This window comes from Enorma timonensis (genome assembly GCF_000321165.1).
In the GTDB taxonomy this organism is placed as follows: Bacteria; Actinomycetota; Coriobacteriia; order Coriobacteriales; family Coriobacteriaceae; genus Enorma.
The window spans coordinates 32,012-45,339 of record NZ_CAPF01000013.1; the positions used below are offsets into that span (position 1 = coordinate 32,012).

Below are 13,328 nucleotides of genomic sequence, written 5' to 3' on the forward strand. Positions count from 1 at the left end.
CGGCGGGGTGGTGCGGATTCGCGCCACCGGTCGCGGATGGTGGGGAGGGATGGCCGGCGCAATCCCTGCCGACGGGTTCGAGGAGCGGGGGAGGGCGGGCGGCGAACCGTGCCGCCTGGGGCGGGGAACTCGGTATCTCGAGATAAAAAAGGCGCACCCCGGAGGGTGCGCCATAGCATCAAGCATCAGATCCCAAGGAGCGGGAATGTTACGAACGGGCCACCTTGCCGGACTTGAGGCAAGAGGTGCAGACGTTCATCTTCTTGCGCTGGCCATCCACCACGCAGTAGACGCGCTGGATGTTGGGGCGGAACGTACGGTTGGTCACGCGGTGGGAGTGGCTGATGGAGCGACCAGCAACGGGGTGCTTACCGCAGACTTCGCAAACTTTGGACATATTCAAACCCTCCTTGGGTGGTCTGGAACTATCCGGCTGAACAAACAGATAGGAACTATAGCACAAAGCCGTGGTCATGCGTGCAATCTTCATGAAGAGATTTATCGCCGCGGCCGTTTTGACCATGCAAGGCCGTGACGGCGATCGAGGTGGCCCCTGCGCGCACCGGCACGCTCCCGTGCAAGACCCCGCACATCATTATATAGAGTGCTGTGCTGCACTGACCTCGTCGTGCGCACGCTGGGGAGGGCGGTGCCGGGCATGCGGGCGGCGGGTTGGTCGGGATGATGAAGAAGTTGTGGCGCGCGCGGGAGATTCCGCAACCGCGGGGGTCGCCGGGAAGCGGTAGGGTAAAAATCTGCTCACGTTTGTGCGCCGCCATGTCCGACGTGCGTAATATATTACTTGGCAATCCATGGTTCCGGTGTCGCCACCACCCTCACCGCCGCGTCGGCGCGGCCCTGGGGGCATTGGTCGCGTGCCGGGTCATCTGGTATGAGGGGAGTGCCCGGTGAAGATATTCCGCTTTCTCAAGGGCCACATGATCAATCTCGTCATCGCGCTCGTGCTGCTCGCTGCGCAGGCGAACTGCGAGCTCACGTTGCCCGGCCTCATGAGCGACATCGTGGACGTGGGCATCAGCCAGGGCGGCATCGAGAGCCCCGTGCCCGACAAGATCAGCGCGACCGACCTCGATAAGGTGGAGCTCTTCCTCACCGACCGCGAGGTCTCCGATGTCGAGGCGTCCTTCAGCGCGCCCGCGTCGGACGGCATCCGCACCTTCACCGGAACGGACAGCGACCGCTCCTCCCTCGCCGGCCCCATGAGCGAGGCGGAGATGCTCGTGTACCAGTTCGACCAGGGCGTGCCCGTGAGCGATGTCGCCGACGCGCTCGGTTCGCACTCCTCAGCGGGCTCCAGCGCGCAGGCGCAGGTGCCCACCGCGCAGCTCGAGGCCCTCTTCGGCGACACGATCGACACGACCGACCTCGCCCAGCTCGTGCAGGCGGGCGCGATCTCGCGCGAGGAGCTCACCGATGCCCGCGCCTCCATCGTGCAGTCGCTCGGCGATACGGGCGAGAGCATGGTGGAGTCGCGCGCCATCGCCTACGTCAAGCAGGCCTACGAGCAGGTGGGCGTCGACCTCAACGAGGTGCAGAGCGCCTACCTCTTCCGCCAGGGCGCGGAGATGCTCGCCTTCGCGTTCTTCTCGGCGCTGTGCGCCATCCTCGCCGCCTTCAACGCGTCCAAGACCTCGGCCGCCATCGCGCGCGACCTGCGCCACGACCTCTATGAGCGCGTGCTCGACTTCTCGCCCGCGGAGATGAACCGCTTCTCGGCCGCGTCGCTCATCACGCGCGCCACGAACGACATCCAGCAGATCCAGATGGTGCTCGTCATGTGCATGCGCATCGTGCTTTTCGCGCCGTGCATGGGCATTGGCTCGCTCATCCGCGTGCTCTCGAACCCGGTGGGCCTCGAGCCCATCCTCGTGGTGGCGGTCGCGGCCATCGCCATCGCCATCGGCGTGCTCATGGGTGTCACCATGCCGAAGTTCCGCATCATGCAGAAGCTCGTCGACCGCAACAACCTCATCGCGCGCGAGATCATCACGGGCATCATGCCCATCCGCGCCTTCGGCCGCCAGGCCTTCGAGCAGGAGCGCTACGACGAGGCGAACCGCGCGCTCACCAATACCTACATCTTCACGAACCGGTGCATGTCGGTGCTCATGCCCGTCATGCTCATCGTCATGAACGCCTCGACGGTTGCCATCGTGTGGTTCGGTGGCCAGGGCGTGGACGCCGGCACCATCATGGTGGGCGACCTCATGGCCTATATCAACTACGTCATGCAGGTCATCATGAGCTTCATGATCATCACCATGATTTCGGTCATGTTGCCGCGCGCCGACGTGGCCGCCGAGCGCGTGCAGGAGGTGCTCGCCACGAGCACGAGCATCGCCGACCCCGCGCCCGAGGATCGCGTCTCGCGCGAGGACGGCGAGGGCTGGCGCGGCGTGGTGTCGTACAACGATGTGACCTTCGCCTACCCGGATGCCGACGTGCCCACCTTGGAGCATGTGAGCTTCACCGCCGAGCCGGGCAAGACCTGCGCCATCATCGGCTCGACGGGCTGCGGCAAGTCGTCGCTCGTGCAGCTGCTCCCGCGCCTCTACGACGTCACCGAGGGCTCCATCACGCTCGACGGCGTGGACATCCGCGATATCGACCTCGAGGAGCTGCGCCGGCAGATCGGCTACGTGCCGCAGAAGCGTATGCTCTTCAGCGGCACCATCGAGAGCAACATCAAGTACGCCGACCCCGCGATGCCCGATGCAGACATGTTCCGCGCGGCCGAGATCGCCCAGGCCACGGAGTTCATCGACGCCAAGCCCGACGGCTACCAGAGCCCCATCGCGCAGGGCGGCTCCAACGTCTCCGGCGGCCAAAACCAGCGCCTGTCCATCGCCCGTGCGATCGCCCCGCGCCCGCACGTGCTCGTGTTCGACGATTCGTTCAGCGCGCTCGACTACAAGACCGACGCGACCCTGCGCGCCGAGCTCGCGCGCCGCGCCGGCGACGCCGCGGTGATCATCGTCGCGCAGCGCATCGCCACGATCATGCACGCCGAGCAGATCATCGTGCTCGACGACGGCCGCGTCGTGGGCAAGGGCACGCACGAGGAGCTCCTGCGCACGTGCCCCGAGTACCTCGAGATCGCGAAGAGCCAGCTCTCTCCCGAGGAGCTTGGCCTTGCGGGGGACGCCGCCTTTGAGGGCGCGATTCCGGAAGGGGGTGAGCGCTGATGCCGGGACCGATGGGAAGGCGCGGGCCTGCCGCTGAGCGCGCCAAGGATTTCAAGGGGACGATCAAGCGCCTCATCGCCTACATCGCCCATGAGCGCATCGCGCTCGTTATCGCCATCGCCTGCGCGATCGGCTCGGTCGTGTTCAACGTCATGGGCCCGCGCATCCTGGGCCAGGCGACCACCGAGCTCTTCCAGGGGCTCGCGGCGAAGGTCGCCGGCACGGGCACGATCGACTTCGCGCGCATCGGGATGATCCTCCTCACGCTGCTCGGCCTGTACGTGCTCGCCGCGTTCCTCAACTTCCTCCAGGGCTGGCTCATGACGGGCATCACGCAGCGCGTGTGCTACCGCCTGCGCCGCGAGATCATCGCCAAGGTCGACCGCATGCCGCTCGGGTACTTCGAGACGAACTCCGTGGGAGATGTGCTCTCCCGCGTGACGAACGACGTCGACACCCTCGGCCAGTCGCTCAACCAGAGCGTCACGCAGCTCATCACCTCTATCACGCAGCTCATCGGCGTGACCGTCATGATGCTCTCCGTCTCGGTGGTGCTCGCGGGCGTCACGTTCCTCACGGTGCCCGTCTCGCTCGTGCTCGTGGTGCTCGTGGTGCGCACCTCGCAGCGCTACTTCCGCCGCCAGCAGGCGCTGCTCGGCCGCGTCGACGGCATCATCGAGGAGAGCTTCTCCGGCCAGACCGTCATCAAGGTCTTCAACCGCGAGGAGCGCGCGGTCGCCGACTTCGACGTCCAGAACAAGGGGCTCTACGATTCCGGCTGGCGCTCGCAGTTCCTCTCCGGTCTCATGCAGCCCATCATGAACTTCGTGGCGAACCTGGCCTACGTGGCGGTCGTCTCGATCGGCGCGTTCCTGGCCGTCTCGGGCGCCATCACCGTGGGCGACATCCAGGCGTTCATGCAGTACGTCCGCAACTTCACGCAGCCCATCACCCAGCTCACGCAGGTGTCGAACATGCTCCAGATGCTCTCGGCGGCCGCCGAGCGCGTGTTCGAGTTCCTCGCCGAGCCCGAGGAGACGCCCGACGCCCCCGAGCGCGAGCTGCCCGCCTGCCGCGGCGCCGTCACCTTCGACCACGTGCGCTTCGGCTACGTGCCCGAGAAGACCATCATCCACGACTTCAGCTGCCGGGTGGAGCCCGGCCAGACGGTCGCGATCGTGGGGCCGACGGGCGCGGGCAAAACGACCCTCATGAAGCTGCTCATGCGCTTCTACGACGTGAACGCCGGCTCCATCTCGGTCGACGGCGTCGACGTGCGCGACATGCCGCGCGCCGAGCTCCGCAGCAACTTCGCCATGGTGCTGCAGGATACCTGGCTCTTCAAGGGCTCAATCTTGGAGAACATCCGCTACGGCCGCGCCGATGCGTCGGACGACGAGGTCCACGCCGCCGCCCGCGCCGCGCTCGCGGACCACTTCATCCGCACGCTCCCCGGCGGGTACGACTTCGAGCTCAACGAGGATGCCTCGAACGTGAGCCAGGGCCAGCGCCAGCTCCTCACCATCGCGCGCGCCTTCATCGCGGACCGCCCGATCCTCATCTTGGACGAGGCGACCTCCAACGTGGACACGCGCACCGAGGAGCGCATCCAGCGCGCCATGGACGCCCTCATGCAGGGGCGCACGAGCTTCGTGATCGCGCACCGCCTCTCTACGATCCGCAGCGCCGACATGATCTTGGTGCTGCGCGACGGCGACATCGTGGAGTCCGGCACGCATGAGGAGCTGCTCGCGAAAAACGGCTTCTACGCCGAGCTCTACAACGCCCAGTTCGCCGACGAGGGCGAGGAGTAGGGGAGCGGAGGGCTGTCCCTCCGGCCGCGAGCCCCATATGTTGCCGAACCGGCGGTGCCCGAGCGGGTGCCGCCGGTTTTTCGTTGGGAGCCCGGTCATTTCGCGCGCATGCCCTCATCCGAACGCCCGGGAACTTGTCGTTCGCATGGGCGCGGCACATCGCGCCTGCAGCACGGCGCGCGACGTAGTAAACTATTTGCGATTACCCCTGTACGCGCTATGCCAAGCCAGGGCATCAGAAAAGGAGATTCCCGTGTCTGAACTCATACCAGGATCTTTGAGTGTCTCGAACGACGTCATCGCCGATATCGCCGGTTACGCCGCCATGTCCTGCTACGGCGTGGTGGGCATGGCCGAGCAGCTCCAGGGCGTCGACAGCGTCCGCATCCTCGTCAATGAGCGCCTGCGCAAGGGCGTCCTCGTCTCGACGCGCGAGGATCACCTCGAGGTCGACCTGCATGTCGTGCTCGAGGACAGCGTCAACATGAAGTCCGTGTGCGCGAACCTTTCGAGCGCCGTGACCTTCACCCTGCAGGAGATCGCGCAGATCGATCCCGCGAAGCTCAAGGTTATCATCCACGTTGACGCGCTGAAGAACCGCGGCTAGCCAGCCCGGATACGTACGCCCACACAAGATAGACGGAGATGCGCAGATGCTATCGAAGACCATCCGAACCTGCTTTCCCATCGCTGCCGCCGCGGTTTCCGATAAGGCGGAGGACATCAACAAGCTGAACGTGTTCCCGGTGCCTGACGGCGACACGGGAACGAATATGTCGCTCACGCTCGCCTCGGTGGTGCGCGAGCTTTCCGGCCTCGGCGCCGACGCCGACATGGAGGCCATCGCCGCCGCCATCACCCATGGCTCGCTCATGGGCGCGCGCGGCAACTCCGGCGTCATCACCTCGCAGATCCTGCGCGGCGTGGCCGAGGGCCTCGTGGGCGCTAACGACCCGGTGACCTCGGGCGACATCGCCTCCGCGCTCCGCAATGCCGTGAAGGTCGCCTTCAAGGCGGTGCGCAAGCCCGTCGAGGGCACGATCCTCACCGTCCTGCGCGACATCTCCACCCGCGCCGACGCCTGCGCGAAGGCGCACGAGTCGGTCGAGGCCACGCTCGACGCCATCGTCGTCGAGGCCTACGAGTCCGTGGCGCGCACCCCGGACCTGCTGCCCGTGCTCCAGGAGAACGGCGTCGTGGACTCCGGCGCGTTCGGCTTCGCCATCTTCCTCGAGAACTTCGTCGCCGCGGCGTTCGGCCGCTCGACGGTCAAGGCCGAGGACTTCTCCGTCACCTTCGACGCCGACGCCGCCCGCGCCGACGCCCTCTCCCAGGTGAAGATCGAGGCGAACGACGACTGGGAGGGCTCGGAGTACCGCTACTGCAACGAGTTCCTCTTCAAGGCCGACGCCCCCTTCGACGAGGACGAGTGCCTCGCCTTCCTCGCCTCCATGGGCGACTGCGAGCTCCTCGTGGGCGCGTACCCGGACTACAAGATCCACGTCCACTCCAACACGCCGAACCTCGTGCTCGAGCACATGCTCCAGCTCGGCCAGGTCTACGAGGTCTTCATCCACAACATGGATATGGAGAGCGCCGAGCGCACCGCGAAGATCCATGCGGACGAGGACGCCGCCGCTGCCGTGCCGCCCAAGCCGCTTGGCTTCGTGGCCGTCGCCGCCGGTTCCGGCCAGGCCGAGATCCTGAAGTCGCTCGGGGTGGACGAGATCGTCTCCGGCGGCCAGACCATGAACCCGAGCACCGCCGATCTGCTCGATGCGGTCTCCCGCGTGAACGCCAAGTCCGTCATCATCCTGCCCAACAACGGCAACATCCGCATGGCCGCCGAGGCCGCCGCGAGCGCCTGCACCGACAAGCGCGTCGCCGTCGTGCCCACCAAGACCGTGCCCCAGGCCTTCTCCGCGCTCTTCGCCGTCCTGCCCGACTCCTCGCTCGAGGACGCCGTCGCCGCGATGACCGAGGCGCTCTCGGAGGTGCGCGACGGCGAGGTCACCACCGCCGTGCGCGACAGCTCCGCGTCCGACGGCTCGCCCATCCATGCGGGCGACGTCATGGGCATCATCGGCGGCTCGATCGACGTCGTGGGCTCCGACGTGAAGCAGGTGACGCTCGACTGCATCAACCGCATGCAGGAGGACGAGGAGGGCGACTCGCTCACGATCCTCGCTGGCTCCGACCTTTCCGATGAGGCGTTCGAGGACCTCATCGCCGCGATCGAGGAGGCCCAGCCCGACCTCGAGATCGACTCCCACCGTGGCGAGCAGCCGCTCTACCCGGTGATCTTCTCGATCGAGTAGACGCATGCCCGCCTCCGAGCGCACGTATTCGCTCTCGCCGGCCAGCGAGCGCTTGCTTGCCGCCGGCGCGCTCGACGAGGACATCGGGCGGCTCAAATATGTCTCCGGTGCACGTGAGGAGGCGCTCAGGCGTTTGGGGATCAAGCGCGTGGGCGACCTCCTCATGCACGCTCCGCGCCGCTACCTCGATTTCACGCACGCCTACACCATCGAGCAGGCGCCCCTGGGCGCGGTGTGCACGGTCGTGGCGACGGTCGACCGCGTGCGCGAGAAGCGCCCGAAGCCGCGTCTCTCCGTGGTCGAGGTCTCGCTTCTCGACGAGACGGGCGTGATGCAGGTCGCGTTCTTCAAGCAGCCCTGGATCGCCCAGCAGCTCAAGGCCGGCGACCGCCTGGCCGTGATGGGCAAGGTCGAGTTCTCCTACGGCTTCAAGCAGATGAGCTCGCCGCATTATGAGAAGCTCGACGAGCGCGAGGCGGCGGGCTCCATCCTGCCCGTGCACCCGGTGGGCGAGGGCATCTCCGTCGCGTGGATGCGCCGGATCGTCGCCGGCGCGCTCGAGCGCGTCGAGGGCTTTCCCGACGTGGTGCCCGCGCGCTTGAGGGCGCGGCGCCGCCTCATGAGCGCCTCCCGCGCGGTGCGCGCCCTGCATTTCCCATCTTCCGATTCTGAGCGCGAGCGCGCCCGGCAGCGCCTCGCCTATGACGAGCTGCTCATCTTGCAGCTCGGGTTGCGCGTGCGCAACGACGCGAACCTCCTTGGGGTCGCGCCCTGCGCGCACGTGGCGGGCGCGCACGTCGAGGCGCTCAGGCGCGCCCTGCCCTTCACCTTGAGCGACGAGCAGGACCAGGCGGTCGCGGAGATCCTCGGGGACATGCGCGACGGACGCCACATCATGAACCGCTTGCTCCTGGGCGATGTGGGCACGGGCAAGACCGCCGTGGCCTGCATGGCGCTCGCCGCGGTTGCCGACACCGGCTCCCAGGCCTGCGTCATGGCGCCGACGAGCGTGCTCGCGCAGCAGTACGCCGTGAAATGCGGTCCCGTGCTCGACGCGACCGGCATTTCCTGGGCGCTCCTCACGGGCGCGACCCCCGCCGCCGAGCGGGCCCAGATCGTGCGGCGCCTCGGCGCGGGCGAGCTCACCGTGCTCTTCGGCACCCACGCGGTGCTCTCGGACGACGTGGCCTTCAAGCGGCTCACCCTCGTGGTGATCGACGAGCAGCACCGCTTCGGCGTCCGGCAGCGCAACGCCCTGCGCGCGAAGGGCGAGGGCGCGGACCTGCTCGTCATGACGGCGACGCCCATCCCGCGCACGCTCGCGCTCTCCGTCTACGGCGACCTCGACACGAGCGTCATCCGCACCCGGCCGCGCGCGGGCGCCGGCGTGACCACGAAGGTGCTCACCCCCGCGAACCGCGACATCGCCTACGGCGCCATACGCGACTGCGTCGCCGCCGGCCAGCGCGCCTACGTCATCTGCCCGCTCGTCGCGGAGGGCGACGACGCCTCCGAGCTCGACGACGTGCCGGCCGCGCGCGCGGCGGACGAGGAGGGCGGGGGAGCGGCTCCGCGCCTCCACAGCGTCGAGCGCGAGGTCGAGCACCTGCGGCAGGTGCTGCCCGGCATCGCCGTCCGGGCGCTCCACGGCAAGCTCTCCGCGCGCGAGAAGGACGAGGCCATCGAGGCTTTCCGGACGGGGGAGGCGCAGGTCCTCGTGGCCACGACGGTCGTCGAGGTGGGCGTGGACGTGCCCGAGGCGACGGTGATGCTCATCGAGGACGGCGACCGCTTCGGTCTCGCCACCCTGCACCAGCTGCGCGGCCGCGTCGGCCGCGGGGACGTGCCCGGCCGCTGCTTCATCATGGGGCGCGCGGACGCCGCGTCCGGCCGCTCGACGGCTCGCGAGCGGCTCGAGGCGCTCGAGCGCACCTCCGACGGCTTCGCCCTGGCCGAGCTCGACCTGCGCCTGCGCCACGAGGGCGAGATCCTCGGCCTGCGCCAGCACGGCGGGGTGTTCCTGCGCTTCGTCGACCTCGACGCGGATTCGGCGATCATCGAGGCGGCGCATATGGATGCGCGCGAGATCTTGCGCTATGCTCATGCGCTCGAGGCGCCCGCGACCCTTCCGTTGCGCTACGAGGTCGTGCGGCGCTATGGCGACGTGTTCAAGGAGGTGGGCGGCGGATGAGAATCGTCGGCGGCACATGGCGCGGGCGGCGCATCGAGGAGCCGCGCGGGCGCGAGGTGACGCGCCCCACGACCGATCGGGTGCGCGAGGCCTGCGCCTCGATCGCGGAATCGGCGCTCGCGGAGGGCATCGAGGGCGCGCGCGTGCTCGACGCGTTCGCGGGCTCCGGCGCGATGGGCATCGAGATGCTCTCGCGCGGGGCGGCTTCGTGCGCGTTCTTCGACATCGATCGGGGCGCTGCGGCGCTCGTCCGGCGCAACCTCGAGGCCGTTCGCGCGCCGCGGGATGCCTGGCGGGTCGTCGTCGGCGACGTCCTCGCGCACCTCGCGCGCGGCCGCATGCCGCTCGCCCCCTACGACCTCGTGCTCATCGACCCGCCCTACGCGCTCGGCCCCGCGCCGGCCGAGGAGCTGCTCGAGGGACTCGCGGCCGCGGGCCTCGTTCGCCCGGGCGCCATCGCGCTCTTCGAGCATCGCGCCGACATGCCGGGCGCGCGCCCCGCGGGCTTCGAGCTTGTGCGCGAGAAGCGCTACGGCTCCACGGTGATCGACGTCCTTACATGGGCATCTCGTACCGATTGCGCGCCCGGCGCCCGGCCGGCCGATGACGTGCTACCCTAACACCCGTTTGAATCGTCCGCTCTGAGAGGGGAACGGCATGCAGCAGGTAATCGAACACGTCCTCGTTCCCGGCACGTTCGACCCCATCACCTATGGCCACATCGACGTCGTGCGGCGCGCCCGCCGCATGTGCTCTGCGGTCACCGTCGCGGTGGCGGAGTCGCTCGGGAAGAACGGCGTCGGCACCACCTTCTCGCTCGAGGAGCGGGTCGACCTCGCACGCGACGCGCTCGCCGCCGAGGGGATCGACGGCGTGGACGTCCTGCCGTTCACGGGCCTGCTCGTCGACTTCGCGCGCGAGGTGGGCGCCGGCGCGGTGGTGAAGGGCCTCCGCGCGATGACCGATTTCGAGTACGAGCTCCAGCAGGCGGACCTCAACTACCGCCTCGACCCGGAGCTCGAGTCCATCTTCGTCATGAGCAGCCCGCAGTACGGCTACCTGTCGTCCTCTGTGGTGCGCCAGATCGCATCGTTCGGCGGGGATGTCTCGGAGTTCGTTCCACCAAATGTGGTCGCGGCGCTCAGGGAGCGCTTCTAGGGGTATACGCCGAACCATGTGGTACCATGGGAAACGATATGGCTGTCTATGAAAGGAGACCGGATGCCGGGCGATAACTTTCCTGGTGAGAGGATCGAGAGCTTGGTAGACGAACTCGAGGGGCTTATCGAGGAGGCAAAGCCTCCCTTCGGCAAGAACGCGCAGTTCAAAGTTATCGAGACCGAGGTCTTCTTCAATATCCTTGACGAGATCCGCATGAGCTACCCGGAGGAGTGGCAGAAGTCGCGGCGCATCCTGAAGGAGCGCGACGAGCTCATCGCCTCCGCCGCTTCGCAGGCCGATTCCATCGTCGCCGACGCCCAGCAGCAGGCGCTCACGATCGCGAGCGAGCAGGAGATCGTCCGCCTCGCGCAACAGCAGGCCGACGACATCCGCGACCGCGCGCAGCAGTACGAGCGCGAGACGCGCTATGCCGCCGAGGATTACGCCGAGCAGGTCTTCACGCACCTCGAGGAGAACCTCAAGTCGCTCACGGCGACCGTCTCGCGCTGCCGCCAGCAGCTGAACGACGGCGCGAACGCCCAGAACCAGAATGGTGCCTGGTAGCCATGGCGCTCTTCGATCCCGTGGTCGTCGCGCTCGCCGACCACCTCGAGCATCCCGGCGACAGCTACCCCGTCTCGGGGAAGGTCGATGCCGCCTCCTACACCGTGGGCGATAAGGAGTTCGCGCTCGAGGACGGCATCGATTACGATGTCGTGCTCACGCATGCCGGCGACGGCGTGCTCGTGAGCGGCATCGTGCGCGCCCACGCGACGGGCACCTGCGACATGTGCCTCGACCCGGCGCACCTCGACATCGCCGGCGAGATCCAGGAGTACTACCTCTTCGACGAGCCGGACGACCCGGAGGCCTACGAGGACGGCTTCGAGGTGATCGGGCCTGAGCGCGAGATCGACCTCGCCGAGCCCATCGCGGACGCCGTCATCACGGACACCCCGTTCGTCGTGCTTTGCAAGCCCGACTGCAAGGGGCTCTGCCCCACGTGCGGCGCGAACCTCAACTACGAGCAATGCGACTGCGCGCAGCGGGCGGCGGAGGAGGACGCCGCGGGCGCGGACAACCCCTTCGCGGTCCTCAAGAACCTCAAGCTCGACGAATGATAAAATTCAGACAGGCTGCTTTTTATCATTTCCACACACAAAATCCCCTGTACAGGGCATCATGCAGTGTGCTAATATCACTGCTTGCGCGTATTCGTGCCTTATAGTGAGTATATAAGGAAGGTCATCATGCCAGTACCTAAGCAAAAGCAGGGTCGCATCCGCACGCATCACCGCCGTTCGGCCAACATGAAGATCGATGCCCCCTCCCGTTCCACCTGCCCCCGTTGCGGCGCCGTGAAGCTTCCGCACCACGTGTGCCCCAACTGCGGTTTCTACAAGGATCGCGAGGTCATCGTCACCGAGTAGCGCATGCGCTCGGGAGTTGTGCGATGTGGGTGGCCGGCTCGGTGAGTCGGCCATTTCGTTATATCGAGAGGGAGTCTGGTATGGAAGAGGTGCGCATCGCCGTCGATGTCATGGGCGGCGACGAGGAACCGCAGGTCGTGCTCGACGGCATCGACGCAGCGCTCGCAGCCGATGCGGCGCTCACCGTGCTGGCGGTCGGCCCGGAGGAGGTCGTGGCGCCGTTCGCCGAGAGCCGCCCGCGCGTCGAGGCGCTCGTGGCGCCGGACGTGATCGACATGGCCGACGACCCCATCAAGGCGGTGATGTCCAAGCGCAAGTCCTCCATCGTCGTGGCATGCCGCGCGGTGAAGAAGGGAACGGCGCAGGGCTTCTTCTCCGCAGGCGCGACGGGCGCCATCACGGCCGCTGCGACCGCCTACGTCACCCCGTTCAAGTTCGAGGAGGCGGGCGAGCTCCGGCCGCTCCGCCCCTGCCTCACCTCGGCCGTGCCGAACCGCGCGAACGGCCTCACCGTCTTCTGCGACCTGGGCGCCAACCCCGACGTCGAGCCGGGCGACATGCTCCGCTTCGCGCAGATGGGCGCCGCCTACGCGCGCGTGGTCTGCGGCATTGCGCAGCCGCGCGTGGGCCTGCTCTCCAACGGAACCGAGGACACCAAGGGCTCGCATTTCACCAAGGAGTGCTTCGCCCTCATGCGCGACGAGCTCGACGGCTTCGCGGGCAACTGCGAGGGTAGCGACATCGTTTCTGGCTCCTATGACGTGGTCGTCGCCGACGGCTTCGCGGGCAACGTGGCGCTCAAGGCCACCGAGGGTGCGGCCAAGTTCATCCTCTCCGAGCTCAAGGGCGCCCTTTTGGGCTCGCTCAAGGGCAAGATCGCGGCGCTGCTCATCAAGAACGACCTCGCCGCCATCAAGGAGAAGCTCTCGGGCGACGCGAAGGGCGGCGCGATCCTGCTCGGCCTGCGCGGCGTGGTGCTCATTGGCCACGGCGCGACGTCGGTCGAGGCCGTGAAGAACGGCACGCTCGCCACCGCCGAGGCGGTGCGCGCCGGGCTCATCGAGAGCGTCGTGGAAGCGGTCGGCACCATCGTGCGCTAACTCGGGGCGTCGAAGCCGTCGGGGGGAGCCATCGGGAGCCATTGGGGACGCGGGAGCCATTGGGGACGGGTTCAATTGACTCACTGAGTCAAACGAACCCGTCCCCAT

At 67.6% G+C, this 13,328-nt stretch carries 12 protein-coding genes; 11 read left to right on the forward strand and 1 reads right to left on the reverse strand.

Features of this window, described 5'->3' with window-relative positions; translation table 11 throughout:
* Positions 1-208 precede the first annotated feature (208 nt).
* Positions 209-397, reverse strand: coding sequence for a 50S ribosomal protein L28 (gene rpmB, locus BN423_RS01105; RefSeq protein WP_019238437.1), 189 nt, complete (start codon positions 395-397; stop codon positions 209-211).
* Positions 398-908: 511 nt separating this feature from the next.
* On the opposite strand from rpmB, the gene BN423_RS01110 reads away from it, so the two are divergent.
* From BN423_RS01110 to plsX, 11 genes are all read left to right on the forward strand, one after another.
* Positions 909-3,206 (forward strand): ABC transporter ATP-binding protein, encoded by a 2,298-nt coding sequence (locus tag BN423_RS01110; protein ID WP_019238438.1) that lies wholly within the window; start codon positions 909-911, stop codon positions 3,204-3,206.
* Positions 3,206-5,020, forward strand: a complete 1,815-nt coding sequence (locus tag BN423_RS01115) for an ABC transporter ATP-binding protein (protein ID WP_019247079.1) — start codon at positions 3,206-3,208, stop codon at positions 5,018-5,020. The genes BN423_RS01110 and BN423_RS01115 overlap by 1 nt, the downstream gene beginning before the upstream one ends.
* Before the next feature lie 253 nt (positions 5,021-5,273).
* Complete coding sequence (locus tag BN423_RS01120; RefSeq protein WP_026088976.1) at positions 5,274-5,627, forward strand: Asp23/Gls24 family envelope stress response protein; 354 nt, start codon at positions 5,274-5,276, stop codon at positions 5,625-5,627.
* A 46-nt stretch (positions 5,628-5,673) separates the two neighbouring features.
* On the forward strand, positions 5,674-7,338 hold the full coding sequence (locus BN423_RS01125) for a DAK2 domain-containing protein (RefSeq protein WP_019238441.1): 1,665 nt from the start codon (positions 5,674-5,676) through the stop codon (positions 7,336-7,338).
* Positions 7,339-7,342: 4 nt separating this feature from the next.
* On the forward strand, positions 7,343-9,529 hold the full coding sequence (recG, locus tag BN423_RS01130) for an ATP-dependent DNA helicase RecG (protein ID WP_019238442.1): 2,187 nt from the start codon (positions 7,343-7,345) through the stop codon (positions 9,527-9,529).
* Positions 9,526-10,149: a 16S rRNA (guanine(966)-N(2))-methyltransferase RsmD gene (gene rsmD, locus BN423_RS01135; RefSeq protein ID WP_019238443.1), complete on the forward strand. Its 624-nt coding sequence runs from the start codon at positions 9,526-9,528 to the stop codon at positions 10,147-10,149. Before recG ends, rsmD begins: the two co-directional genes overlap by 4 nt.
* A gap of 37 nt (positions 10,150-10,186) precedes the next feature.
* Entirely contained in the window at positions 10,187-10,687 is a 501-nt protein-coding gene (coaD, locus tag BN423_RS01140) for a pantetheine-phosphate adenylyltransferase (protein WP_019238444.1), read from the forward strand.
* Positions 10,688-10,750: 63 nt separating this feature from the next.
* A complete protein-coding gene (locus BN423_RS01145) occupies positions 10,751-11,254 on the forward strand; it encodes an ATP synthase subunit B family protein (protein ID WP_019238445.1) in 504 nt (167 codons plus the stop codon).
* A 2-nt stretch (positions 11,255-11,256) separates the two neighbouring features.
* Positions 11,257-11,811 carry a YceD family protein gene (locus tag BN423_RS01150; RefSeq protein WP_019238446.1) on the forward strand — a complete coding sequence of 185 codons (555 nt, stop codon included), beginning with the start codon at positions 11,257-11,259 and terminating at the stop codon, positions 11,809-11,811.
* A 129-nt stretch (positions 11,812-11,940) separates the two neighbouring features.
* Positions 11,941-12,120, forward strand: a complete 180-nt coding sequence (gene rpmF, locus BN423_RS01155; RefSeq protein WP_019238447.1) for a 50S ribosomal protein L32 — start codon at positions 11,941-11,943, stop codon at positions 12,118-12,120.
* Positions 12,121-12,200: 80 nt separating this feature from the next.
* A complete protein-coding gene (gene plsX, locus BN423_RS01160) occupies positions 12,201-13,220 on the forward strand; it encodes a phosphate acyltransferase PlsX (RefSeq protein ID WP_019238448.1) in 1,020 nt (339 codons plus the stop codon).
* The last annotated feature ends 108 nt before the right edge of the window (positions 13,221-13,328 follow it).